The following is a 25567-nucleotide window of genomic DNA, read 5'->3' on the forward strand; positions in this document are numbered from 1 at the left end:
TGCTTGCTGCGGAAGCCCTGCTCAGATCTCCCCGCGCAGCTTGGCCAGCGCCTCAGCGAGGATCGCCTCGCCGTCGGCGTCGCTGCGGCGCTCGCGGACATACGCGAGGTGGGTTTTGTAGGGCTCGGTACGCGGCGGAGCCGGCGGGTTCTCTTCGTCCTGCCCGGCCGGGAATCCACAACGCGGGCAGTCCCAGGTGTCCGGGATCTGCGCGTCGGAGGCGAACGACGGGCGGGTCTCATGCCCGTTGGCACACCAGAAGGAGATACGGAGCCGAGGAGCGGACTCGCCGCGCTCGGCTTCCCCCATGGGGCCTGCCCCGACCCTGCTGCCACGGATGGCGTTGCCACTTGCCACGGTCTGACTCCCTGCGTGCTGGTGCGTTGCGATAGTCACGTGGGAGTGGTTCGCGCCCCAGAGGCCCGGCCCCCACTGTGTCCCGTCGCCCCCCTTCTCCGACGGAGTCGTCCCAGTGTACGGAGCGCATAAGTGCCGCCCGACACCGCCACCGGTGACAACTGTCACTCATGATAAGCGGCCGGGCGACACTCCGTCAGCTTTCGCGGCAGGGGTGCTGCGCAGAGGTTCTGCCCGCAGCGGGCTGATCAGCCGTTCTTGGCCTTCAGCAGCAGCGACAGAATGATGATGCAGGCGAACCAACCGACACCCATGAAGATGGTGATGCGGTCGAGGTTGCGCTCGGCGACGGCAGAGCCACCGCCGGTGGAGGACATACCGCCACCGAACATGTCAGAAAGACCGCCGCCCTTGCCCTTGTGCAGCAGGACGAGGACGACCATCATCACGCTGAAGAAGATCAGCGCGATCGAGAAGCCGAGGATCACGGCGGGACCAATCTCTCGTAATCGATGTGTGAAGCTGTGACGCAGGGCCGGGTCGACGGATCCTGACCGTCGTCCCGACCCTGCATACTCTAGACCGCTGTCAGCCTACTGCCTGGTCCCGGTAGCGAACGATCTTCACGAACTCTTCCGGATCCAGCGCCGCGCCGCCGATCAGGGCGCCGTCGACGTCCGGCTTGGCCATGATCCCGGCCGCGTTCGAGGACTTCACCGAGCCGCCGTAGAGCACCCGGACCTTGTCCGCCAGCTCCTGGCTGTAGAGCTCGGCCAGCCGGACCCGGATCGCGCCGCAGACCTCCTGGGCGTCCTCGGGGGTGGCGACCTCGCCGGTGCCGATGGCCCACACCGGCTCGTACGCCACCACGATCGACTCGGCGTCCTCGGCCGGCACGCCGTCCAGCGCGCCGTCCAGCTGCGCCAGGGTGTAGGAGACCTGGTTTCCGGCCTTGCGGACGTCCAGGCCCTCGCCGACGCAGAGGATCGGCACGATGCCGTTCCGGAACGCGGCCTTGACCTTGGCGTTGACGATCGGCTCGGTCTCGGCGTGGTACTGGCGCCGCTCCGAGTGGCCGATGGCCACATAGGTGCACTTCAGCTTGGACAGCATCGGCCCGGAGATCTCACCGGTGTAGGCGCCGGAGTCCTGGGCGGAGATGTCCTGGGCACCGTACTTGATCTTCATCTTGTCGCCGTCGACCAGGGTCTGCACCGAGCGCAGATCCGTGAACGGCGGCAGGACGGCGACCTCGACGGCCGCGTAGTCCTTGTCGTTGAGCGCGAAGAAGAGCTTCTGGGTGTGGGCGATGGCCTCGAGGTGGTTGAGGTTCATCTTCCAGTTGCCCGCCATCAGCGGGGTGCGTGCAGCAGTCATGGGGATCAGTTCTCCAGTGCGGCCAGGCCGGGGAGGGTCTTGCCCTCCAGGTACTCGAGGCTGGCGCCGCCACCCGTCGAGATGTGCCCGAACTTCTTCTCGTCGAAGCCCAGGATGCGGACGGCCGCGGCCGAGTCGCCGCCGCCGACCACGGAGAACGCGTCACCGTCGGCCAGGGCCGCGGCGACGGCCCTGGTGCCCTCGGCGAAGTCGGGGTGCTCGAAGACGCCCATCGGGCCGTTCCAGAACACGGTGCTGGCGTCGGCGAGCTTCTCGGCGAACAGCTTGCCGGTGGCCGGGCCGAGGTCCAGGCCCATCTTCCCGGCCGGCATCGCGTCGGCGGCGACCACCTCGAAGTCCGCGACCGGGGTCTTGGCCTTCAGGTCGGGGAAGGACGCGGAAACCGCGACGTCGACGGGCAGGACGAACTCCACGCCGTTCTGCTTCGCGCGCTCCAGGTACTCCAGGACGACCGGGATCTGGTCCTGCTGCAGCAGGCTGCTGCCGACGTCGTGGCCCTGCGCCTTGAGGAAGGTGAAGGCCATGCCGCCGCCGATGAGGATCCGGTCGGCCTTGCCCAGCAGGTTGTCGATCACACCGAGCTTGTCGGAGACCTTGGAGCCGCCGAGGACGACCACGTAGGGGCGGTCGACCTGCTCGGTCAGCCGCTTGAGCACGCCGACCTCGGTGGCGATCAGCAGGCCGACCGCGTGCGGCAGCCGGGCCGGGAGGTCGTAGACCGAGGCGTGCCTGCGGTGCACGGCGCCGAAGCCGTCGCCCACGTAGACGTCGGCGAGGGCGGCCAGCTGGTCCGCGAAGGCGCCGCGCTCGGCGTCGTCCTTGCTGGTCTCGCCGGCGTTGAAGCGCAGGTTCTCCAGCAGCGCGACCTGGCCGTCCGCCAGGCCGGCCACGACCGCGGCGGCGCTGTCGCCGACGGTGTCGGTCGCGAAGGCGACGTCCTGGCCGAGGATGGCGCCCAGCCGTACGGCCACCGGGGCCAGGCTGAACTGGGGGTCGGGCGCGCCCTTGGGACGGCCCAGGTGGGAGGCGACGATCACCTTGGCGCCGGCCGCGACCAGCTTGGCGATGGTCGGCGCGACGGCGCGGATCCGGCCGTCGTCGGTGATGTCGGTGCCGGACAGCGGCACATTGAGGTCGGCGCGGACGAATACCCGCTTGCCCGCGACGTCGAGGTCGTCGATGGTCTGCACGTCAGGACGCTCCTGGGAGGTTTTCGACAGTTGGACATGGAGTGACGCGAGCAGGACCCGGCCCCATCGGAGTCCGGGTCCTGCTCACCTCAGCTGCTCACCGTGCCGCTCGTCAGAGCTGGCCACCGACGAGGGTGGTCAGGTTGACGAGACGGTTGGAGTAGCCCCACTCGTTGTCGTACCAGCCGAAGATCTTCACCTGGTTGCCCTGGACCATGGTCAGCGGGGCGTCGAAGATGCAGGAGAACGGCGAGTTGACGATGTCGCGGGAGACGATCTCGTCCTCGTTGTAGTACAGGTAGCCCTTGAGCTGGCCCTGGGAAGCCTTCTGGAAGGCCGCGTTGACCTCGTCCTTGGTGACCTCGCGCTCCAGGTCCACCACCAGGTCGGTGATGGAGCCGGTGGGGACCGGGACGCGCAGCGAGGTGCCGTCCAGCTTGCCCTTGAGCTCCGGCAGCACCAGCGCGGTGGCCTTGGCGGCACCGGTGGAGGTCGGGATGATGCTCAGGGCCGCGGCGCGGGCGCGACGCAGGTCCTTGTGCGGGAAGTCCAGGGTGACCTGGTCGTTGGTGTACGCGTGCACCGTCGTCATCATGCCCTTGACGATGCCGAACGCCTCGTGCAGGACCTTCGCCATCGGCGCCACGCAGTTGGTGGTGCAGGAGGCGTTGGAGATGATGGTGTGCTTGGCGACGTCGAGCTTGTCGTCGTTGACGCCCATGACGACGGTGATGTCCTCATCGCTGGCCGGAGCCGAGATCAGGACCTTCTTGGCGCCACCGACCAGGTGCTTCTTGGCCTGCTCGGCCTTGGTGAAGAAGCCGGTCGACTCGATCACGATGTCGGCGCCCAGCTCGCCCCACTTGAGGGCGGCGGGGTCACGCTCGGCGGTGACCTTGAAGCTCTTGCCGTCGACGGTGATGCTGTCGTCGCTGTGGGACACCTCGGCGTGCAGGGTGCCCAGGGTCGAGTCGTACTTGAGCAGGTGCGCCAGGGTCTTGGTGTCGGTCAGGTCGTTGACACCGACGATCTCGATGTCCGCGCCCTGGGCGATAACCGCACGGAAGAAGTTACGACCAATGCGGCCGAACCCGTTGATGCCTACCCGGATCGTCACGAACCGATCTCCTCGCTGGTACGTCGGCGCTTTACACCGACGAGCTGGAATGGGATGTCCCCGACCGCTTAAAACCCTACCCCGCGCCAGTGGCGGAGAGCACATCAGACCGGCCGTACGCACCGATGCCGCCCCTGGACATCGAGTCCAGAGGCGGCATTCACCCCGGTTTCATACGAATTTCACTGGTATTTCCATGGATTACCGCACAGTAGGACGCACGAACGGGGTATGGCCGACTCTCAGTGCGAGGCCAGCTCCTGAGCCCCGTACGGCTCGCCGCGGTAGGGCTCGCTGCCGTACGGGTCCGCACTGTAGGACTCGCCGGCGTAGGAGTCGCCCTCGGACAGGCTGTGCTCGGTGCTGGGCAGGCCCAGCTCCGACGCCCGCTTGTCGGCCATCGCCAGCAGCCGCCGGATCCGCCCGGCCACCGCGTCCTTGGTGAGCGGCGGGTCCGCCAGCGAGCCCAGCTCCTCCAGCGATGCCTGCTTGTGCTCCATCCGCAGGCGTCCGGCCGCGGCCAGGTGCTCCGGGACCTCCTCGCCGAGGATCTCCAGGGCCCGCTGCACCCGGGCGCCCGCGGCCACCGCGGCCCGGGCCGAGCGGCGCAGGTTGGCGTCGTCGAAGTTGGCCAGCCGGTTCGCCGTCGCCCGGACCTCGCGGCGCATCCGCCGCTCCTCCCAGGCCAGCACCGACTCGTGCGCGCCCAGCCGGGTCAGCAGCGCGCCGATGGCGTCGCCGTCCCGGATCACCACCCGGTCCACCCCGCGCACCTCGCGGGCCTTGGCCGGGATGCCCAGCCGCCGGGCCGCGCCGACCAGGGCCAGTGCGGCCTCCGAGCCGGGGCAGGTGATCTCCAGCGAGGAGGACCTGCCGGGCTCGGTGAGCGAGCCGTGCGCCAGGAAGGCCCCGCGCCAGGCCGCCTCGGCGTCACAGGTCGCCCCGGAGACCACCGCCGGGGGAAGACCCCGGATCGGCCGTCCGCGCCCGTCCACCAGCCCGGTCTGCCGGGCCAGCAGGTCGCCGTCCTTCACCACCCGCACCACGTACCGGCTGCCGCGTCGCAGCCCGCCGGGGGCCATCACCACCAGGTCCGAGGAGTGTCCGAAGATCTCCAGCAGATCCTTGCGCAGCCGCCGTGCCGCAACGCCGGTGTCCAGCTCCGCCTCGATCACGATGCGTCCGCTCACCAGGTGCAGACCGCCCGCGAACCGCAGGATCGCCGACACCTCCGCCTTGCGGCAGCATGCCCGGGTGACGGGGAGCCGGCTGATTTCGTCCTTCACCGCTGCCGTCATCGCCATGGCGCGATCCTTCCATGCATCCTGAAGATCCGGTCGTACGCTGCGGCCAGAAGCTCTGGGTCGTGTCGCCCGCAAGAGCCGTCCGGGGCGGCGACGTTGTCGAGTACCAGTTCGGCGCCGAGGCGTTTGGCCGCACTGCGCAACGCCTCCGGGTCGGCCACCGTGCCCGCGTTGGCGAGCACGAAGTCGACGGTGAGGTCCGGGGCGTGGGCGCCGAGCACCTCCAGGTGGCGCTGCGGCGAGAAGCCCTCGGTCTCCCCCGGCTGGGCCACCAGGTTGAGCGCCAGCACCTTCCGGGACCGGGTCTGCACCAGGGCGTCGCGCAGGTCAGGGACCATCAGATGCGGTAGCACGCTGGTGAACCAGGACCCTGGGCCCAGCACCACCCAGTCCGCCTCGCGCACCGCGGCGACCGCCTCGGGCACCGCCGGCGGATCCTGCGGCAGCAGCCGCACCGACTCCACCTCGCCCGGGGTGACCGCGACTTCGGCCTGCCCGCGAACGGTGGACAGCCGCTCGGGGTCCTCCGGGTCCAGGCCCCGTACGGTGGCCTCGATGTCCAGCGGCACCGCGGACATGGGCAGCACCCGGCCGTGCGCGCCGAGCAGCCTGCCGACGTACTCCAGGGCCTCGACCGGGTCGCCGAGCTTCTCCCACAGCGCCACGATCAGCAGGTTCCCCACGGCGTGGCCGTGCAGTTCGCCGTCGCTCTGGAAGCGGTGCTGGATCACCTCGGACCAGGTCCGGCCCCACTCGTCGTCACCGCACAGCGCGGCCAGCGCCTTGCGCAGATCCCCGGGCGGCAGAACGCCCAACTCGGCGCGCAGCCGCCCGCTGGAGCCACCGTCGTCGGCGACGGTGACCACGGCGGTGAGGTCTCCGGTGAGTCTGCGCAGCGCCCGCAGCGAGGCTGCCAGGCCCTGCCCGCCGCCCAGCGCGGTGATCCTCGGAGCGCCTCGGCGTCGCGCCTGCTGCCGTCCAGCAACGATGTGTGACGCCACCCGTGCCCCTGTTCTGTCCGCACTCCAATTTTCCGGGGCCCGAGGGGACCTACTCGCGCCCCATGTCCCGGTGCACCAGCACCGTCTCCAGCCCGTCGGCGATCAGCCGTTTCGCCAGCCGTTCCGACATCGCGACGCTGCGGTGCTTCCCTCCGGTGCAGCCTACGGCAAGTGTCATGTAGCGCTTGCCCTCCCGGCGATAGCCCTCGGTGACGATCCTGAGGAGATCGGCGTACTGGTCCAGGAACTCCTTGGCGCCCGGCTGGTCGAAGACATAGCGGGCCACCTCCTCGTCGGTCCCGGTGCGCGGGCGCAGCTCCGGGACCCAGTGCGGATTGGGCAGGAACCGGCAGTCCACCACCAGGTCGGCGTCGACCGGCAGGCCGTACTTGAAGCCGAAGGACATCACCGTGGCGCGGAGCTGCGGCTCCTGGTCGTCGGAGAACTGGGCGTCCATCTTGGCGCGCAGTTCATGGACGTTGAGGCTGGAGGTGTCGATCACCAGGTCGGCCTCGCCGCGCAGGTCGCGCAGCAGGGTGCGTTCCTGTTCGATGCCGTCCACGATGCGCCCGTCGCCCTGCAGCGGATGCGGGCGGCGCACACTCTCGAACCGGCGCACCAGGGCGTCGTCGGATGCCTCCAGGAACAGCACCCGCAGCCGGACGCCGCGCCGCTCCAGGTCCTCCAGCGAGGCCAGCAGGTCGTCGAAGAAGCTGCGGCCGCGCACGTCCACGACCGCGCCTATCCGCGCCACCGCGCCCTGCGAGCGGGCGCCGAGATCCACCATCGTCGGTATCAGCGACGGCGGCAGATTGTCGACGACGAACCAGCCGAGGTCCTCCAGGCATTTCGCGGCCGTACTGCGGCCGGCCCCGGACATGCCGGAAATGATCACCAGCTCGGGTACGGTCTCACCGCCGGACTCACTCACGTGGGCTCCCCTGTTTCGGACATCTCGTCCATCTCGTCATTGGTGTCAACGCCCGGCGTCGGCTGCGGCTTCCCGCTTTCACTCGGACGAGTGACCTGGCCACTGGGCTCTTCGAGGATCTCACCGGTCGCCGTGTTGACCGCGGGGGCCGCCGGGCGCTGCCCGGCCAGGGCGGCGATCACTGCCTCGGCCGTGCGCCGGCCGACGCCGGGAACCTCGCAGATCTCTTCCACTGTCGCCGCCCTGAGCCGCTTCAGCGAGCCGAAGTGCTTGAGCAGCGCCTGCCGCCGGCTCTCGCCGAGGCCCGGTACGGAGTCCAGGGCGCCCGCGGTGAGCCGCTTGGCGCGCTTCTGGCGCTGGTAGGTGATGGCGAACCGGTGCGCCTCGTCGCGGACCCGCTGCAGCAGGTAGAGGCCCTCGCTGCTGCGCGGCAGCACCACCGGGTCGTCCTCGTCCGGCAGCCAGACCTCCTCCAGGCGCTTGGCCAGCCCGCACAGCGCCACATCGGTGACCCCCAACTCGGTGAGCGCCCGCTGGGCGGCCGCGACCTGCGGCTCGCCGCCGTCCACCACGATCAGCTGCGGCGGATAGGCGAAGCGGCGAGGCTTGCCGGTCTCCTCGTCCCGCTCGCTCGGCTGCTCCTGGTGCCGGAACCGGCGGGTGATCACCTCATGCATCGAGCGGACGTCGTCCTGGCCCTCGAAGCTCTTGATGGCGAAGCGGCGGTACTCGCTCTTGCGGGCCAGGCCGTCCTCGAACACCACCATGGAGGCGACCACGTCCTGCCCCTGGAGGTGGGAGATGTCGTAGCACTCGATCCGCAGCGGCGCGGTCTCCAGGCCCAGGGCGTCGGCGATCTCCTGGAGGGCGACGCTGCGGGTGGTGAGGTCGGCGGCGCGCTTGGTCTTGTGCAGAGCCAGGGCCTGGGCGGCGTTGCGCTCCACGGTGACCATCAGCTCGCGCTTGTCGCCGCGCTGCGGCACCCGCAGGTCCACCGCGCTGCCCCGGCGCTGGCCGAGCCACACCGACACCGGCTCCACCGGCTGCGGCAGCGCCGGGACCAGCACCTCGCGCGGGACGGCCTCGCCGGTCTCCTCGCCGTACAGCTGGAGCAGGGCGTGCTCGACCAGGCCCGCGGTGTCGACGTTCTCGACCTTGTCGGTGACCCAGCCGCGCTGGCCCCTGACCCGGCCGCCGCGGACATGGAAGATCTGGACCGCGGCCTCGAGTTCGTCCTCGGCGATGGCCAGCAGGTCGGCGTCGGTGCCGTCGGCCAGGACGACGGCGTTCTTCTCCATGGCGCGGTTCAGCGCCTCGATGTCGTCCCGCAGCCGCCCGGCCCGCTCGTACTCCATCTCGGCGGCGGCCTCCTTCATCTCGCGTTCGAGACGGCGGAGGTAGGTGCCGGTCCGCCCGGCCATGAAGTCGCAGAACTCCTCGGCGAGTTCGCGGTGCTGCTCCGGGGTGACCCGGCCGACGCAGGGCGCCGAGCACTTGCCGATATAGCCCAGCAGGCAGGGCCGGCCGACCTGCTCCGCGCGCTTGAACACCCCGGCGGAGCAGGTACGCACCGGGAACACCCGGAGCAGCAGGTCGACCGTCTCCCGGATCGCCCAGGCGTGCCCGTAGGGCCCGAAGTAGCGCACCCCGCGCTTCTTGGGCCCGCGCATCACCTGCACCCGCGGGAACTCCTCGTTCAGCGTCACCGCGAGCGAGGGATAGCTCTTGTCGTCGCGGTACTTGACGTTGAAGCGCGGGTCGAACTCCTTGATCCAGCTGTACTCCAGCTGCAGCGCCTCGACCTCGGTCCCGACCACGGTCCACTCCACCGAGGCGGCCGTGGTGACCATCTGCCGGGTGCGCGGGTGGAGATTGGCCAGGTCCTGGAAGTAGGAGGACAGCCTGGGGCGCAGGCTCTTCGCCTTCCCGACGTAGATCACCCTGGAGTTGGCGTCACGGAACTTGTAGACGCCGGGCGAGGTCGGGATCTGCCCCGGTGCTGGACGGTACGTGGACGGGTCGGCCATCAGGTTCCCCCAACCCGGTACACTGGGCCTGACCAGCGCACACTAGGCGATGACATTGCGAGTACTCCCCTGCAAACGGATCAGTCGCGACACTGAAGACAGTAGCGCTCTGGAACGACAGGGCGTCGAACTGTCCGAAGCCATCCATAGCGGTGACCATGAACTCGTCGCCTGGGTTGAGGACGCCACCGTCTCGGGCTCGGTCAACCTCGACCAGCGACCTTCCCTGGGCAAATGGCTCACCGAGCCGCTGCTCCACCAGTGGGACGCGCTGATGGTGACCACCCAGGACCGGATCAGCCGCGACGACCTGCACTGGTGGGCCTTCGTCGCCTGGGTCCTGGAGCACCGCAAGACCGTCCTGGTCCTGGACGACCCCTCGCTCGACCTGACGACCGAGGACGGCCGCATGATCGCCGGAATCAAGGCGACCCAGGCAGCGAAGTACCGCAAGACCGTGCAGGAGAAGAAGCGCAACCAGTACTACCGCGACGAGGACCTGTGGCCCGGCGGCGTCTGGCCCTACGGCTACCGCGCCGAACGCGTCCAGCACAAGGATGCGAAACGCTGGAAACTCGTGATCGACCCCTACAGCGCCGGCATGGTCCGCGAAGCCTACGACCGGATCGCCAACCACAGCGACAGCCTGTCGGAAGTCGCCCGCGACTGGAACAAACGTGCCATTCTCTGCCCGATCGACTACCAGCGGCACTGCAACGCCCTGGCCGGCCGACCCGGCCGCGCAGCCCTGTAGCCGTTCCCCTGATCAACGTCGGCGGCATCACCGACGGCCTCGTCAAGCGTCCAGGTGTGCGCGAATCAAGGTGTCGAGTCGCTGCCATGCCGGGGACGAGGCGTTGACCGTGCCCTGGACGAGGGCCGGGATCTCGGAGTCCGCGTCCGCACCGGGCAGGTTGTCGGGGCCGTAGCGTTCCCAGGTCGCCGCGGCGATCCTGTGGGCGAGGTCGTTGATGCGGGGATCGTCGGCGTCGAGGTCGTGCGCGTGGTCGTAGTCCAGGAAGAGCTGCCGCAGCGCCTGGTCGGCCAGGGCTTCGGCCTGGTCGTTGAACAGGGTGAGTGCGAGGTCCGGGTGGGTGGCGAACACGAGGATCCACAGATCGCGTTGCAGGTCCACCCATCGAGGAGTAAATCCCCAGCGGGTCAGGTGCTCCAGATGAGTGCTGACTTCGGTGGGAAGCGGTGCCAGGCGTCCGGCGGCGAGCTGGCGCAGGCGCCGCTGTGTCGCCCGCAGGCCACGTACGCGGGCCGTGATCTCGCCGTCGATCTCGTGCAGTGCCTGCTGGAACTCGTCGTTGGTCGCTGATTTCAGGTCCCGGATGCGGGCCAGGGGGACGCCGGCTTCGGCGAGGGTCCGGATCTTGATCAGGTCGATGGCGTCGCGCGCGCCGTACCGTCGGTAGCCGGACGCGTCACGGTCGGGCTCGGGGAGCAGTCCCTTGTCGTGATAGACGCGGATGGTCTTGGTCGACACTCCGACGTATCCGGCCAGCTGCCCGATGGTGATCACCCGGCCATTGTCCCATTTGACCTTTCCCTTGGGGCAGGGTTGCAGTATGGCGTCATGGCAAACAAGGATTTCGATCGAGAGACCCTGCGCGAGCTGGCTGACGAGGGCAACGAGCCCGCCCTGGACCGGCTGGCCGATCTTGCCGACGCGGACGGCGACCTCGGGGAGCTGAGCGAGCTGTTGGACGAGGGATCCATGCACGCTGGATTCCTCCTCACGCGATGCGCCGTCGCGGCCGGCGACCTGCGCGAGCTGCAACGGATCTCGGACGCCGGGTACGACGAGGCCGGGCACGAGCTGGAGCGGCTGCTGAAGGCACCAACCGACGGGCACCGGGATTGAGGAAATCGCCGTGCGGGCCAGAGCCACCTTGCCGCTCCGTGGAGAGGCATCCGGTGATGGGTAGGAGCCTGGCCCCGGCCACCGGCAGGGTCCGGTGAACAGCCGTCAGGTGGCAGTGGGAATCCTGCCGTGCCCTTGGGTGCCGCTCCCGTCTCTTATCCCTCGGCTTCGGCGGTGGCGTCGCGGATGCCGCGGGGGCGTCCGGCCTTGACCCACATGCGGTACAGGACCCCGGCGATCAGCAGGGCGGCGGCGAGGGAGGCGATGGGTTCGCCGCGGAGCAGGTTGACGACGAGGACGAAGGCGACGGCGACTGCGCCGACGGTGTTCACGACGAGGTGGCCCCAGTTGCGGTCGCGCAGCGAGAAGCGGGCCATGGCGATGAGTCCGGCGAGGAAGGACATGAAGACGGAGACGGCGTAGAAGAGGACGAGGCGCTGGTCCTGGCCGCCGGCGGCGACGATCACGGCGGCGGAGACGGTGAGGAACAGTAGGACACCCCAGTAGGGGGTGTGGTGCTGGTTGGTGCGTCCCCACAGGGCGGGCAGGATTCCGGCGTCGGTGTCGCCGGGGCGGTGGTGGCGGGCCAGTGCCTTGAGGAGGCCGACTTTACCGCATCCTTAACACCGTTCGGCCCGGTGCTGGGCGTCCTGGCCGGTCACGCCGAGCCTGTCCGCGTCACTGGCTGCGGCTCGGTTGCGTCCAGGTTGACGGCGGGTTCGCCGCGGCGGACCGAGCCGGGGGCGCGTCGGGCGGGGCGGTCGGCGCGGGTGGAGGAGGTGAGCTGCCAGGGGACGCTGATGACCATGACGCCGGGGGTGAACAGGAGGCGGCTCTTGAGCCACAGGGCGGACTGGTTGTGCAGCAGGTGTTCCCACCAGTGGCCGACCACGTATTCGGGGATGAACACCGCCACGGCCTCGCGGGGGCTGGTGCGGCGGATGGAGCGGACGTAGCCGACCACCGGTTTGGTGATCTCGCGGAAGGGCGAGTCCAGGACCTTGAGCGGTACCTGGATGTCGAACTCGGACCACTTGGCCTTGAGGTCCTCGGTGGAGTCCTTCTCCACCGCGACTGTCACCGCCTCCAATGTGTCAGGGCGGAAGGCCTGGGCGTAGCCCAGTGCGCGCAGTGTCGGTTTGTGGATGGTGGAGACCAGCACGATGGCGTGGACCTTGGACGGGCGTACCGACTCGGCCTTCAGGTCCTCGACGGCGAGTTCTTCGGCGACGGCGTCGTAGTGCTTGTGGATGCCGCGCATCATGCCGAACAGCAGGACTGCGGCGACCACGGCGAGCCAGGCGCCCTCGGTGAACTTGGTGATCATGACGATCGCCAGGACCAGGGCGGTGAACCCGGCGCCGAAGCCGTTGATGATCCGTGAGCGTTTCGCGGAGCCGCGGACCCTGGGGTCGGTCTCGGTGGCCAGCAGTCGGTTCCAGTGCTTGACCATGCCGATCTGACTCAGGGTGAAGGAGGTGAAGACGCCCAGGATGTAGAGGTGGATCAGGTTGGTGACGTCGGCCTTGTAGGCCCACAGCAGCGCGATGTTGACCACGGCCAGGGCGATGATGCCGTTGGAGAAGGCGAGGCGGTCGCCGCGGGTGTGCAGTTGGCGGGGCAGGTAGCGGTGCTGGGCCAGGATCGAGGAGAGCAGCGGGAAGCCGTTGAAGGCGGTGTTCGCGGCCAGGATCAGGACCAGGGCGGTGACCGCCTGGATGAAGTAGAACAGCGGGCTGTGGTCGCCGCCGAAGATCGAGGACGCGAGCTGGGCGATCACGGTGGGCTGCGAGGCGGTGTGGCAGTTGCCGGGGTAGTTCGCCAGCTGGCAGGTGTCGTCGGTCTTGTGGACCTTGGCGACCAGTGCCAGGGCGGTGATGCCGATGAACATGACCACCGCGGTGATGCCCATGGCGGACATGGTGGTGGCGGCGTTCTTGGACTTGGGCTTGCGGAACGCGGGCACCCCGTTGGAGATCGACTCCACGCCGGTCAGCGCGGTGCAGCCGGACGCGAAGGCGCGCAGGCCCAGCATCAGCAGGCCCAGACCCGCCAGCGTGTCCTTGTGGCCCACCGGGATGATCGCGTAGTGGGCGCTGGCCGCCACCGGGGTGTGGCCGAACAGCATCTTGACGAACCCGGTCACGATCATCAGCACGATGCCGAAGATGAACAGGTATGTGGGTGCGGCGAAGGCGCGTCCGGCCTCACGGACTCCGCGCAGGTTCATCGCGCTGAGCACCACCACGAACCCGATCGCCATGGGGACTCGGGCGGCGGAGATGCTGGGGAACGCGGAGATGATGTTGTCGACGCCGGACGCGACCGAGACCGCGACCGTCATCACGTAGTCGACGAGCAACGATGCCGCCACGACCAGGCCGGCGTTGGCGCCCAGGTTGGTGGTCACCACCTCGTAGGAGCCGCCGCCGCTGGGGTAGGCGCGCACCACCTGCCGGTAGGACATCACCACGACTGCCATCAGCAGCACCACGCCCGCGGCGATCCACGGGGTCAGGTACAGGAAGGCAGTGCCGCCGACGGTCAGGACCAGCAGGATCTCCTCGGTGGCATAGGCCACGGAGGACAGCGGGTCGGAGGCGAAGATCGGCAGCGCCAGGCGCTTGGGCAGCAGGGTCTCCCCCAGCTCCTCGCTACGCATGGCCGGGCCGATGACGAGGCGTTTGAACACCTGGGGCAGGTTCAGCACAGAGGCGAGCGTAGGGGGCCGTGACAACCGGATGGGGGAATCCGGGGGTGCGGCGCGTCAGGAAAGCGTCAAGATTCGCGCGTCTGCGCTAAGGGCGCGTTAGAGCGAGGCTGTGGCCTTACGCGCGCGATCTAGCGTCCGGGCCATGGAGCGCCATCGCGGACCTGTGGCCGACGCGGGCTGGCGTGCCTCGGCGCGCTTTGCCGTGCGCGGGGCACTGGTGTGCGGCGTCCTGTTCCTGGGGGCGGATCTGGTGGCTGGCGGGGTGACGTCTGGCCGGGCGGCTCTGGCGGTGGGTGCGGCGTGCGTGTTGGGGCTGATCCTGTGGCCGGCCCGGGTGACGGCGGGTCCGGGGTGGCTTCAGGTGCGCTGGCTGTGGTCGGTGCGCCGGGTCGACACCGGCCGCCTGGTGCTGCTGCGCCAGTTGCCGGGCCGGGCGGAGCGGATGCAGTTGCGCGACGCCGACGGCGCCCGGGTGGAGCTGGACACCGAGGCGGTGGTCGGCACCCCGGGGTTGTGGCTGCTGCTGGATCGCGGCGTCGATGCTTCGCGCCGCGCCGGGTGGCTGCGGCGCGAGCGCGTCGACGCCGCGCTGCTGGACCGGATGGGTGCGCGGGCGGCGGAGTGCACCCTGCTGGGTGCCGCGCCGCCGCTGCCCCGGCCAGGGGTCGAGGAGGAGCTGGATCCTCACGGGTCGTAGCGGTACCCCATGCCGGGCTCGGTGCGCAGGTGGCGCGGGTGGGCCGGGTCGGTCTCCAACTTGCGGCGAATGCCTGCGACGTAGACGCGCAGATAGTTGGTGTTGCCCTCGTGGCCTGGACCCCAGACGCTGTGCAGGATCTCGGTTCCGGTCACCAGCCGTCCGGGATGCTGGATCAGCAAGGTGATGATGCCCCATTCCGTCGGGGTCAGCCGCACCGCGGCCACACCGTCGTGGCGCGGGCTGACCGTACAGCTCGCCAGGTCCACGGTGTAGTCGCCGATGACGGCGACACCGGTCGGGGCCCCCTCGATCGGCGGACGGCGCAGGACCGCGCGTACCCGGGCCAGCAGCTCGTTCATGGCGAAGGGCTTGGTGACGTAGTCGTCGGCTCCGGCGTCCAGGGCCGCGACTTTCTCCGTCGCGCTGGAGCGGCCGGACACAACGATCACCGGGACCGTGCTCCACACCCGCAGGGCGGCCAGGACCTCCAGTCCGTCCAGACCGGGCAGTCCCAGATCCAGGATGATCGCGTCCGGCCGGCTGCGGGCGGTCTCCTCCAGCGCGAGGGTGCCGTCCGCTGCGGTAGTGACGTCGTACTGGCGGGCCTGAAGGTTGATCTGCAGGGCGCGGAGCATCTGCGGTTCGTCGTCGACGACCAGGATGCGGGTCACGGCGTGGCTGCTCCGTCCGTGCTGGTGCGGTCGGCGGGCAGGGACAGGACCATGGTCAGTCCGCCGCCGGGGGTGTCCTCGGGAGTCAGGGTTCCACCCATGGCTTCGGCCAGGCCACGCGAGAGGGCCAGGCCCAATCCCACGCCGGTGCTGTTGTCGGTGTCGCCCTGGCGTTGGAAGGGTTGGAAGACCCGGTCGCGGTCCTCGATCGGCAGGCCGGGGCCGCGGTCGACGACGCGGATCTCGACGCGGTCGGCGATCGCACTGGCGGTCACCAGTACAGGCTCTCCGCCCGCGTGACGCAGGGCATTGGCCAGCAAGTTGGCGATCACCCGTTCCAGCAGCGGGGCGTCGGCGACCACGGCCGAAGCCTGCTCCAGGCCCTGGGTACGCACCAGGACGGGGGTGTCGGTCAGGGAGTCCACGGCGAGGGAGACCACGTCCTCCAGCGCGGTCGGCTGAAGGTCCAGGGTGAGGGCGCCTGCTTGCAGGCGGCTCATGTCCAGGAGGTTGTCGACCAGATGGGTCAGTTTGACCAGGGAGTCCTCAGCGCTGGTGAGCAGTTCGGCCTGGTCCTCCTCGGAGAATTCGACGTCCTGATTGCGCAGGGAGCTGACCGAGGCCCGGGCGACGGCCAGGGGGGTGCGCAGGTCGTGGCTGACGGCGGCGAGCAGGGCGGTGCGCAGCCGGTCGGCGGCTTTGACCGGTTCGATCTCGGCGGCGGCTTCGGCCAGGCGGGCGCGTTCCAGGGCGACGGCGACGTGCGCGGCGAACGCGGCCAGCACCCGCCGGTCGGCTGCGGGCAGCGGGCGCCCGCGCAGCATCAGCGTGGCGTCCTGGCCGACGGCGACCTCTTCGAGGGCGTGCACCGGTGCGGCCAGGGACTGTTCCTCGCTGCTGGTGGCCTGGTGCGGGGACTCGGCATAGGCGACCTCGTCACCGGTACTCGCGTCCAGCAGGGTCACCGACTCCATGGCGAAGGTCTCCCGCAGCCGCGCCAGGAGCGCAGGGACCGCTTGGTCGCCACGCAGCACGCTGCCCGCGAGGGCGGACAGCGTCTCGGCCTCGGCGGTGGCCCGGGCCGCGCGCTTGGCCAGCCGTGTCGCCTGGTCCACGATGCTCGCCACGACCAGCGCCACGGTCGCGAAGACGGCCAGTGCCAGGACGTTGTTGGGCGCAGAGATGGTGAAGCGGTGGATGGGTGGGATGAAGTAGTAGTTGAGGAGCAGTGAGGCGGTCACCGAAGCCAGCAGGGCGGAGGCGATGCCGCCCAGCAGCGCGATGCCGACCACGGCGACCAGGAACAGCAGGGCGTCGCTGGTCAGGTTGATGGAGCCGCGGGTCTGGGTGAGCGCCAGGGTCAGCAGCGGGGGCACGACCAGACCGGCCACCAGACCGGTGAGGCGACGGCCGGGCGAGTGCAGGCGGCCAAGGCCGGGCATGCGGCGTCCGCGTCCGGACTGCTCGTGAGTGACCATATGGACGTCGATGTCGCCTGACAGTTCGACGGTGGTCTCGCCGATGCCGCGTCCGGTGAGCGAGCGCAGCAGGGTGCCGCGGCGGCTGGTGCCCAGCACCAGTTGGGTGGCGTTCTCGGCGCGGGCGAAGTCCAGCAGTGCGGTGGGGATGTTGTCGCCGACCACGGAGTGGTAGCTGCCGCCCAGGGTCTCCACCAGCTGGCGCTGGGCGGCGAGGGCGGCGGGGCTGGCATCGGCCAGGCCGTCGCTACGGGCTACGTGCACCGCGAGGAGTTCCCCGCCGGCGGAGCGGTCGGCGATGCGGGCGGCGCGCCGGATCAGGGTCTCGCCCTCCGGGCCGCCGGTCAGCGCGACCACGACGCGTTCGCGGGTCTCCCACACCCGGTCGATGTCGTGCTCGGCGCGGTACCTCTGCAGGCCCTCGTCCACCCGGCCCGCGAGCCACAGCAGGGCCAGTTCGCGCAACGCGGTCAGGTTGCCGACACGGAAGTAGTTCGCCAGGGCGGCGTCGACCTTCTCAGCGGCGTAGACGTTGCCGTGCGCCATCCGGCGACGCAGCCCGTCGGGAGCCATGTCGACCAGCTCGATCTGGTCGGCCCGACGGACCACCTCGTCGGGGACGGTCTCGCGCTGCGGCACCCCGGTGATCTTCTGGACGACATCGTTGAGCGACTCCAGGTGCTGCACGTTGACCGTGGTCAGCACGTCGATGCCGGCGTCCAGGAGTTCCTGGACGTCCTGCCAGCGTTTGACGTTGCGTCCGCCGGGGATGTTGGTGTGGGCGAGCTCGTCGACCAGCGCCAGTTGCGGGTGGCGGGCGAGGGCCGCGTCGACGTCGAGTTCGGTGAAGGAGCCGCCCCGGTAGTCGCGGTAGGTGCGCGGCAGGATCTCCAGGTCGTCGAGCCGTTCCTCGGTGTGCTGCCGTCCGTGGCACTCGACGTAGGCCACCACGACATCGGTGCCGCGCTCGGCTCGGCGCTGGGCCTCGTCCAGCATCTTGTAGGTCTTGCCGACACCGGGCGCCGAGCCCAGGAAGACCTTCAGCTTTCCCCTGCTCGCGCTGCCGCTGCTGCGCGGCGGCGGCTGGGCCGCCTGCTTGATCACCACGAACTCCGTTCCGTAACTACGGCTGCGGCCCGGCCGCGCGGGGACTGGTGTCTCCGCGCGGCCGGGCGTGATCCGATGCCTGCCCCGGGGTCAGCCGAGCTTGGCCAGGGCGATGTTGAGGTTGAGGACGTCCACCCGGGGCTCGCCCAGGAAGCCGAGAGTGCGGTCCTGGGTGTACTTCTTCACCAGCGCCTGGACCTGACCCACGCTCAGGCCGCGGGCCTGGGCGACCCGGTTGACCTGGATGGCGGCGTAGGCCGGGGAGATGTCCGGATCCAGACCCGAGCCGGAGGAAGTGATCGCGTCGGGGGGGACCTGGCTCTGCGCGACGCCGTTGAACGCCGCGATGTCCTTCTTCAGCTGCGTGTAGGTGGTCACCAGACCGGGGTCGTTGGTGCCCTTGTTGCTGCCGGCCGAGGCGGTGGGGTCGTAGCCGGTGGCTCCGGCGGCGGAGGGCCGGGACTGGAAGAACTTCGGGTCGGGGCTGACGGTCTTGCCGTCCTTGCCCACGATCGTGAAGTTCTGGCCGATCAGCGAGGAGCCGACGACCTTGCCGCTGCTGTCCTTGACCAGCGAGCCGTTGGCCTGGCTGGAGAAGGCGACCTGGGAGATCCCGGTGATCAGCAGCGGGTACGCCAGACCGCAGACCACGGTGAACAGCAGCAACAGCCGCAATCCGGTCAGGTGGTTCCGCACCGGGGTGGGAAGAGGCTTAGCCATGATGTGTCACATCTCTTCTTCTCGTTGCGGGTTTCAGTGCAGACCGGGGATGAACTGGACGATCAGGTCGATCGCCTTGATGCCGACGAAGGGCAGGATCAGGCCGCCGATGCCGTAGATGCCCAGGTTGCGGCGCAGCAGCGACTGCGCGGAGGCCGGTCGGTAGCGCACGCCTCGAAGCGCGAGCGGGATCAGGCCGATGATGATCAGTGCGTTGAAGATGATCGCCGAGGTGATCGCCGACATCGGGCTGTGCAGGTGCATGATGTTCAGGTGCCGCAGGCCCGGGTACACGACGGCGAACATCGCGGGGATGATCGCGAAGTACTTGGCCACGTCGTTGGCGATGGAGAACGTGGTCAGTGCGCCGCGGGTGATCAGGAGCTGCTTGCCGATCTCGACGATCTCGATCAGCTTGGTGGGGTTGGAGTCCAGGTCCACCATGTTCCCGGCCTCCTTGGCGGCCGAGGTCCCGGTGTTCATCGCCACCCCGACGTCGGCCTGAGCCAGGGCCGGGGCGTCGTTGGTGCCGTCCCCGGTCATCGCGACGAGCTTGCCGCCGGCCTGCTCCTTCTTGATCAGGGCCATCTTGTCCTCGGGGGTGGCCTCGGCGAGGAAGTCGTCCACCCCGGCCTCCTCCGCGATCGCGGCGGCCGTCAGCGGGTTGTCGCCGGTGATCATGACGGTCTTGATGCCCATCGCGCGCATCTCCTCGAAGCGCTGGCGGATGCCGGGCTTGACCACGTCCTTGAGGTAGATGACCCCGAGCACCCGGGCGGGCTGGCCGCCGCGCTTGTCCGCGACCACCAGCGGGGTGCCGCCGAGGTTGGAGATCCGCTCGACCGCGACGTCCAGCTCGTTGTCGGTGACCCCGTTGTTCTCCCTGACCCAGGTGGCCACCGCGGCTGCCGCGCCCTTGCGGGTGGCGTGCACGCCGTCCTTCTCGTCCAGGTCCACACCGGACATGCGGGTCTGGGCGGTGAACTCGATCCAGGTGGCGTGGCTCAGCTCGCCCTGCGCGCGCTCACGCAGCCCGTACTTCTCCTTCGCCAGCACGACGATGGAACGGCCCTCAGGGGTCTCATCGGCGAGGCTGGAAAGCTGGGCTGCGTCGGCGAGATCAGCCTCCGTCACCCCACCGACCGTCAAGAACTCGGCAGCCTGGCGGTTGCCGAAGGTGATGGTGCCGGTCTTGTCCAGCAGCAGGGTGGAGACGTCGCCGGCGGCCTCGACCGCGCGGCCGGACATGGCCAGCACGTTGCGCTGCACCAGCCGGTCCATGCCTGCGATGCCGATCGCCGACAGCAACGCGCCGATGGTCGTCGGAATCAGCGCCACCAGCAGCGCGACCAGCACCACGATGCTCTGCTCGGCCCCGGCGAACTTCGCCATCGGCTGCAGCGTCACCACCGCCAGCAGGAACACGATGGTCAGCGACGCCAGCAGGATGTTCAGCGCGATCTCGTTGGGGGTCTTCTGCCTTGATGCCCCCTCGACCAGGGCAATCATGCGGTCGATGAAGGTCTTGCCGGGCTCCGAGGTGATCTTCACGACGACCCGGTCCGACAGCACCTTCGTGCCACCGGTCACGGCCGACCGGTCACCGCCGGACTCCCGGATCACAGGGGCGGACTCGCCGGTGATCGCCGACTCGTCCACGCTGGCCACGCCCTCGACCACATCGCCGTCCCCGGGGATGATCTGCCCGGCCTCGACGATCACATGGTCGCCCAACTGCAGCTCGGCGGCCGGGATCTCCTCCTCGGCCACGCCGGTCGTGCCGGGCGTCCAGGTGCCGACGACGCGGCGGGCCACGGTGTCGGTCTTGGTCTTGCGCAGGGTGTCGGCCTGGGCCTTGCCGCGGCCCTCGGCCACGGCCTCGGCCAGGTTGGCGAACACGGTCGTCAGCCACAGCCACACGGTGATCACCCAGGCGAAGGTGCTGGGCTTCTCGATCGCCGAGATCGTGGTCAGCACCGAGCCGACCTCGACCACGAACATGACCGGGTTCTTGAACATCACCCGGGGGTCGAGCTTCTTGACCGCGTCGGGGAAGGACTTGAGCAGCTGCTTGGGGTCCAGCAGCCCACCGCCGATGCGGTGCTCGCCCTCACCTGCCTGCGGGTCGGCCGCCGGCGCGGGGGCCGGGTTGTCGAGTGTGGGGGTGGACATCAGTGGAGACCTTCCGCGAGCGGCCCCAGCGCCAGGGCCGGGAAGTAGGTGAGCCCGACGACGATCAGGATCACGCCGGAGAGCATGCCCACGAACAGCGGGCTGGTGGTCTTGAGGGTGCCGCTGGTCTCCGGGACCGGCTGCTGCCGGGCCAGGGAGCCGGCCAGGGCCAGCACGAACACCATCGGCAGGAAGCGGCCGAACAGCATGGCCAGGCCGAGCGCCAGCTCCCAGTGGGTGCTGGTGACGCCGATGCCGGCGAACGCGGAGCCGTTGTTGTTGGCCGCCGAGGTGAACGCGTACAGCACTTCGGAGAAGCCGTGCGGCCCGCTATTGGCCATCCCGCCGCCGTGACCGGCCTTGAGCGACATCGCCAGACCCGTACCGCAGAGCACGATCGCCGGGGTGGTCAGGATGTAGAGGGCGGCGAACTTCATCTCCCGCGCACCCAGCTTCTTGCCCAGGTACTCGGGGGTGCGGCCGACCATCAGACCGGCCACAAAGACCGTAACGACCGCCAGCACCAGGATCCCGTACAGTCCCGAACCGGTGCCGCCGGGAGCGATCTCACCGAACATCATGTTCAAGATCGCGGTACCGCCGCCGAGCGGGGTGAACGAGTCGTGCATCGAGTTAACCGCGCCCGTGGACGTCAGTGTCGTGGACGCTGCGAACAGCGAGGACGCGGGGATGCCGAAGCGGACTTCCTTGCCCTCCATCGCCGCCCCGGCGATCTGCGAGGCGATGCCCGAGTTCTGGTTCTCGAAGAAGGTGATCAGCGCTGCCGACGCCATCCAGTACAGGCCCATCACCGAGACGATGGTGTAGCCCTGCCTGTGGTTGCCGACCATCTTCCCGAAGGTGCGGCACAGCGAGAACGAGATCACCAGCAGCAGGTAGATCTCCAGCCAGTCGGTGAACGGGTTCGGGTTCTCGAAGGGGTGCGCGGAGTTGGCGTTGTAGAAGCCGCCGCCGTTGGTCCCCAGTTCCTTGATGGCCTCCTGCGAGGCCACCGGACCGCCGGTGATGGACTGCACGCCCCCGGACAGGGTGTGGATCACCTGGGTGCCGTGCAGGTTCTGGATGGCGCCGCCAGCGACCAGGACCAGTGCGAACACGATGGAGATCGGCAGCAGGACGCGCAGCACGATCCGGGTCAGGTCCACCCAGAAGTTGCCCAGCTGGTCCGTCTTGTTGCGGGTGAATCCCCGGATCAGCGCGGCCACCACGGCGATGCCCACCGCCGCGGAGGCGAAGTTCTGCACCGCAAGGCCGGCCATCTGCACCAGGTGGCCCAGGGTCGACTCACCCGAGTACGACTGCCAGTTGGTGTTGGTCACAAACGAGGCGGCTGTGTTCCAGGCGGTGGCGGAAGTGACCGCAGGCAGACCGAGCGCCAGCCACAAGTGGTTCTGCAGCCGCAGGAACGCGAACAGGAACAGCACCGAGACAAAGGAGAACGCCAGGACGCTGCGCAGATAGGAGGCCCAGGTCTGCTCCGCGTCCCCGTTGACGCCGATCAACCGGTAGACGCCGCGCTCCACGCGCAGGTGCTTGCGGCTGGTGAGGAGGTGGGCCATGTAGTCGCCGAGAGGCCGGTAGGACAGCGCGAGTGCGCCCACCAGGGCCAGGACTTGCAGGAAGCCCGCGAGGGTCGGGTTCACTAGAACTTCTCCGGGAGGATCAGAGCGGCGATCAGGTAGGCGACCAGGCCGATCGCGACGATCAGGCCCACGATGTTGTCGGCGCTCACAGCTTCTCCACCGCCTTGACGATCAGAGCGAGGACGACGAACACAAGGATCGTCACCCCGACGAACAGCACGTCGAGCATGAGAGAAGCACCCCAGGAGTGGTTGGGATCCGACCCGCCCGGGGAAGGTCCGGCGCGGTACCGCGAGGACGCGGCACCGCTAAGGAAAGCGTGTGTAAGTCCGAGTTAACGCGTTCCTTAACGACGCCCTTGCGCCAGTCGGGGGAACCTTGACGCCGTCTTGATGCCTGTGCTGCGCCGACCGGGTGACACGAATCCGCGCGCACTGGTCACCTCCGGAATTCGGCAAGCCGTGGGCGGACCCCCAGCAGCGTGAGCAGTGCCACCAGCACGAGACTGCCCGCGAGCACCGGGATGCGGGCCTCAAGCTCCCGCTGCCCGTCGCGCACGGCCGAGCCGAACGCATCGGTGTTGATGCCGATCAGTTTCTGCAATGCCGCGTCGTGCGCGGTGAATGCGGCGTTGGAGCCGCCAGGGGCGTAGTTCGTGCAGTAGGCGATGGCCTGCCGCAGATGGCCCACGTCGACCAGGGCGCGGATCGCGCGGTCGTCGCGCTCGTACACCTGGTACTGCAGCAGCGCCTGCTCCGCTGCCGCGCGCTCACCGGTGAAGGTGATGTTGCGGAACTCGGTGCCGTAGAAACCGCCGAAGCGCACGTCGCTGTGGTCGGCCCGGTAGGCCGTGATCGCGGAGACCAGCGCGGCGTCGTAACCGGCCAGCGTCGCCCCGGGCAGTGCGACGATCTGCTGGGACTTGGCCTCGAAGGCGTCCTGGTACTGCGGGGCCCGCGCGTGGTCCAGCAGGTAGCGGCTCTCGTCCGCGTTCGCGTCGTAGGCCACCGCCCGCGCCCGGGACAGTGCGACCACCGAGTCGAAGGCATCCCGGCGCGCATGGCGCAAGTGATCGCCCTGATCGGGAAACAGCGACCCGGCCAGGCCCACGAACAGCAGCACCAGCAACGTCGCCGCCGCCAGCGGCGGATTGACGATCCGGCGGAACCGGCGCGCCAGCCACACCTGCAGACCCAGCAGCGCCACCAACAGTCCCGCACCCAGCACGAGCGTCCACAACTCGGCGGTGCCCAGCGCGGAGCGCTCGCTGGCGTAGGTCTGATTGAAGGCGTCGTTGTTGGCCTGCACCAGCCGGTCAGCCGCAGGCAGCAGCGTGAGCCGCATCAGATCAGTTGCCTGCCGGTACTCCGCCAACGCGCCCGAATCCGGCTGCCCCGCGGTGGCGCGGACGTGCTCGTTGAGCTCCAGGGCGCGCCCGGCCAGATCCTGGTAGCTGCCCATCCCGTCCAGCACCGCCACCAGCGCCTGCTGGACCGAGGTGCTCCCCGCGGCGTCCACAGTGGCACGCTGCAGGTCCCGGTCCGCGACCGTACGGTCCTGCGCGTACTGGGTCAGCGCGGTGGCCCGGTTGCCCGACAACTGCGCGTCGGAGCCGAACATCATCACATTGGCGGTCTGCGCATCCATGTCGGTCAGCGCCTGGTACAAGCCGGTGGCATCCACCACCTGCGGCGCCTGCTGGTCGGCGACCGTGGACCAGGTGCCCTGCGTACCCGCAGCGGCGGTCAGGCACACCGCAGCGAGCACGATGGCCAGCACCAGACAGCCTGCGGTGACCAGCCGCAACCGGGCCGGAAGATCAGGCCGCCGGATCCACCGCGGCAGTCGCTGCGAGCGTCGCCGCAGCTGGACGGCGCCGATCCGCCGGTGGTAAGTGCGCGCTGCAGCAGAAGACTTCGCGGATCCCGCCTGCTCCCCCGTGGCCGGCCCATCCCCGGCTGCCGCCTCCGTCAGTTGCGTCCCAGCCCCAGGCTCGCGTTCGCCCACCACTGTCATCGCCCCGCATCAGCCTCTCCCCGAGCCGTGGAACACGGCCCGACCCCTGGCACAGACCCTGCGGATCCGCGTGACCGGGGAAGCCGTCACCTCGGCCGACGCGCTCCATACCGGGGCACAGAGCCCCGATGAGCTACCCGGTGTCTCGTTGTCCCGCACGGCACCGGCCCTCCCCGAGGGGTCACTGTGCTGCAAGCCCTCCGGCCGCAGCCCGGTTCTTGACGCCCCCCTGACGTCAAGGGCCCGGATCTTGACGGCACCTTGTCGCCCACTCACCGATGGACTGTGCGCGGTTCACAGTCACAGCCCACCTGGTCCAGCCCCACGGCCACTCCCGCCAAGGCGGGGCATCGCCCGCAAGGGTTGCGTTAACGACCCGCCGTGCCGCTTGTACGGAGTAGTGACATCGGCCTATACCGGATTCCAGGAGGTGCGCAATGCGCTACTACGTCACGCGTGGCCCGGTCTCCCTGCTGATGGCTGCACTGTGCCCGTTGGCACTCACGGCGGTCCTGCTGCCGTGGCGCGGAAGCCTGGCCAACACCAACGTGGCGCTGCTGCAGGTCGTGGTGGTGGTCGCGGTCGCCGCGCTGGGGCACCGTTTGGCGGGAGCGACGGCCGCGTTGAGCGCAGCCGTATGGTTCGACTTCTTCTTCACCCACCCCTACGAACAGTTGACGATCAGCAATTCGTCCGACATCACCACGGCCGTGCTGCTGCTCCTGGTGGGGCTGGCCGTGTCGCAGCTCGCGGCCCGCGCCCGCCGGTTCCAGGTGATCGCCGTCACCGACGCCGGCTACCTGGGCAGGATCCACGACGCTGCCGCCCTGGCACACTCCGCCACATCGGCGCATGCCGTCGCCGACCACGTATGCGCCGAACTGGTCGACCTGCTGGAGCTACGCGGCTGCCGCTTCGAGTACGGCACGCTCCTGGGGCATCCGCCGCGTCTGGAGTACGACGGTTCCGTCACCACGGGACGCAGGCACTGGGACGCAGACCGGCTCGGCCTGCCGAGCGAGGTGGAACTACGTGTGTTCGGCAACGGCAGATACGTCGGCCGGTTCATGCTCGACCCCACACCGGGCACGATTCCCTCCGCCCAGGCCCGGCTGGTGGCAGTCACCCTGGCCGGTCAGGCCGGTGCCGCACTGGACTCCACGCTGCGGCAGGTGGAGACGCTCTGAGCCC

The 25567-nt window shown here is 69.4% G+C and carries 23 protein-coding genes; 4 read left to right on the forward strand and 19 right to left on the reverse strand.

Going from position 1 to position 25567, the window contains the following annotated elements:
* Positions 1–21: 21 nt before the first annotated feature.
* The 9 genes from ABH941_RS15240 to uvrC form a co-directional block, all read right to left on the reverse strand.
* Positions 22–357, reverse strand: coding sequence for an RNA polymerase-binding protein RbpA (locus tag ABH941_RS15240; RefSeq protein WP_084714863.1), 336 nt, complete (start codon positions 355–357; stop codon positions 22–24).
* A gap of 248 nt (positions 358–605) precedes the next feature.
* On the reverse strand, positions 606–845 hold the full coding sequence (secG, locus tag ABH941_RS15245; RefSeq protein WP_030258736.1) for a preprotein translocase subunit SecG: 240 nt from the start codon (positions 843–845) through the stop codon (positions 606–608).
* Positions 846–945: 100 nt separating this feature from the next.
* On the reverse strand, positions 946–1734 hold the full coding sequence (gene tpiA, locus ABH941_RS15250) for a triose-phosphate isomerase (RefSeq protein ID WP_370129686.1): 789 nt from the start codon (positions 1732–1734) through the stop codon (positions 946–948).
* A gap of 5 nt (positions 1735–1739) precedes the next feature.
* Positions 1740–2945, reverse strand: coding sequence for a phosphoglycerate kinase (pgk, locus tag ABH941_RS15255; RefSeq protein WP_370129687.1), 1206 nt, complete (start codon positions 2943–2945; stop codon positions 1740–1742).
* Positions 2946–3057: 112 nt separating this feature from the next.
* Entirely contained in the window at positions 3058–4062 is a 1005-nt protein-coding gene (gene gap / locus ABH941_RS15260; RefSeq protein WP_370129688.1) for a type I glyceraldehyde-3-phosphate dehydrogenase, read from the reverse strand.
* A 242-nt stretch (positions 4063–4304) separates the two neighbouring features.
* Positions 4305–5366 (reverse strand): DNA-binding protein WhiA, encoded by a 1062-nt coding sequence (gene whiA / locus ABH941_RS15265; protein ID WP_370129689.1) that lies wholly within the window; start codon positions 5364–5366, stop codon positions 4305–4307.
* On the reverse strand, positions 5357–6367 hold the full coding sequence (gene yvcK / locus ABH941_RS15270) for a uridine diphosphate-N-acetylglucosamine-binding protein YvcK (RefSeq protein ID WP_370129691.1): 1011 nt from the start codon (positions 6365–6367) through the stop codon (positions 5357–5359). The genes whiA and yvcK overlap by 10 nt, the downstream gene beginning before the upstream one ends.
* Before the next feature lie 49 nt (positions 6368–6416).
* On the reverse strand, positions 6417–7247 hold the full coding sequence (gene rapZ, locus ABH941_RS15275; RefSeq protein ID WP_084717915.1) for an RNase adapter RapZ: 831 nt from the start codon (positions 7245–7247) through the stop codon (positions 6417–6419).
* Between the two features lie 47 nt (positions 7248–7294).
* Positions 7295–9325, reverse strand: a complete 2031-nt coding sequence (gene uvrC / locus ABH941_RS15280; RefSeq protein WP_370129692.1) for an excinuclease ABC subunit UvrC — start codon at positions 9323–9325, stop codon at positions 7295–7297.
* Positions 9326–9374: 49 nt separating this feature from the next.
* On the opposite strand from uvrC, the gene ABH941_RS15285 reads away from it, so the two are divergent.
* Complete coding sequence (locus ABH941_RS15285) at positions 9375–10079, forward strand: recombinase family protein (RefSeq protein ID WP_370129694.1); 705 nt, start codon at positions 9375–9377, stop codon at positions 10077–10079.
* Between the two features lie 42 nt (positions 10080–10121).
* Here the strand turns inward: ABH941_RS15285 and ABH941_RS15290 are convergent, their stop codons facing one another.
* Positions 10122–10853 carry a MerR family transcriptional regulator gene (locus tag ABH941_RS15290; protein ID WP_370129696.1) on the reverse strand — a complete coding sequence of 244 codons (732 nt, stop codon included), beginning with the start codon at positions 10851–10853 and terminating at the stop codon, positions 10122–10124.
* Positions 10854–10907: 54 nt separating this feature from the next.
* On the opposite strand from ABH941_RS15290, the gene ABH941_RS15295 reads away from it, so the two are divergent.
* Positions 10908–11195 (forward strand): hypothetical protein, encoded by a 288-nt coding sequence (locus ABH941_RS15295; protein WP_370129699.1) that lies wholly within the window; start codon positions 10908–10910, stop codon positions 11193–11195.
* Between the two features lie 155 nt (positions 11196–11350).
* On the opposite strand, the gene ABH941_RS15300 is transcribed toward ABH941_RS15295, so the two are convergent.
* Both ABH941_RS15300 and ABH941_RS15305 read right to left on the reverse strand, forming a co-directional pair.
* Positions 11351–11662, reverse strand: a complete 312-nt coding sequence (locus tag ABH941_RS15300) for a hypothetical protein (RefSeq protein ID WP_370129700.1) — start codon at positions 11660–11662, stop codon at positions 11351–11353.
* A gap of 191 nt (positions 11663–11853) precedes the next feature.
* Positions 11854–13905, reverse strand: a complete 2052-nt coding sequence (locus ABH941_RS15305) for an APC family permease (protein ID WP_370129701.1) — start codon at positions 13903–13905, stop codon at positions 11854–11856.
* Between the two features lie 145 nt (positions 13906–14050).
* On the opposite strand from ABH941_RS15305, the gene ABH941_RS15310 reads away from it, so the two are divergent.
* Entirely contained in the window at positions 14051–14605 is a 555-nt protein-coding gene (locus tag ABH941_RS15310; protein WP_370129702.1) for a hypothetical protein, read from the forward strand.
* On the opposite strand, the gene ABH941_RS15315 is transcribed toward ABH941_RS15310, so the two are convergent.
* The 7 genes from ABH941_RS15315 to ABH941_RS15345 form a co-directional block, all read right to left on the reverse strand.
* Positions 14593–15279 carry a response regulator gene (locus tag ABH941_RS15315; protein ID WP_370129703.1) on the reverse strand — a complete coding sequence of 229 codons (687 nt, stop codon included), beginning with the start codon at positions 15277–15279 and terminating at the stop codon, positions 14593–14595. The genes ABH941_RS15310 and ABH941_RS15315 overlap by 13 nt on opposite strands.
* Complete coding sequence (locus ABH941_RS15320; RefSeq protein WP_370129704.1) at positions 15276–17861, reverse strand: ATP-binding protein; 2586 nt, start codon at positions 17859–17861, stop codon at positions 15276–15278. Before ABH941_RS15320 ends, ABH941_RS15315 begins: the two co-directional genes overlap by 4 nt.
* 93 nt (positions 17862–17954) lie before the next feature.
* Positions 17955–18584, reverse strand: a complete 630-nt coding sequence (gene kdpC, locus ABH941_RS15325) for a potassium-transporting ATPase subunit KdpC (protein ID WP_370129706.1) — start codon at positions 18582–18584, stop codon at positions 17955–17957.
* 33 nt (positions 18585–18617) lie between these two features.
* Positions 18618–20756, reverse strand: coding sequence for a potassium-transporting ATPase subunit KdpB (kdpB, locus tag ABH941_RS15330; RefSeq protein WP_370129707.1), 2139 nt, complete (start codon positions 20754–20756; stop codon positions 18618–18620).
* Positions 20756–22420 carry a potassium-transporting ATPase subunit KdpA gene (kdpA, locus tag ABH941_RS15335; protein WP_370129709.1) on the reverse strand — a complete coding sequence of 555 codons (1665 nt, stop codon included), beginning with the start codon at positions 22418–22420 and terminating at the stop codon, positions 20756–20758. Before kdpA ends, kdpB begins: the two co-directional genes overlap by 1 nt.
* Entirely contained in the window at positions 22420–22509 is a 90-nt protein-coding gene (gene kdpF, locus ABH941_RS15340) for a K(+)-transporting ATPase subunit F (RefSeq protein WP_370129710.1), read from the reverse strand. The genes kdpA and kdpF overlap by 1 nt, the downstream gene beginning before the upstream one ends.
* 289 nt (positions 22510–22798) lie before the next feature.
* Positions 22799–24166, reverse strand: coding sequence for a hypothetical protein (locus tag ABH941_RS15345; RefSeq protein WP_370129711.1), 1368 nt, complete (start codon positions 24164–24166; stop codon positions 22799–22801).
* 647 nt (positions 24167–24813) lie between these two features.
* Here ABH941_RS15345 and ABH941_RS15350 point away from each other — a divergent pair.
* The gene (locus ABH941_RS15350; protein ID WP_370129712.1) at positions 24814–25563 is read left to right on the forward strand and encodes a DUF4118 domain-containing protein; all 750 of its coding nucleotides are present in this window, start codon (positions 24814–24816) and stop codon (positions 25561–25563) included.
* Positions 25564–25567 lie beyond the last annotated feature (4 nt).

The organism is Streptacidiphilus sp. EB103A (assembly GCF_041261405.1).
Lineage (GTDB): Bacteria > Actinomycetota > Actinomycetes > Streptomycetales > Streptomycetaceae > Streptacidiphilus.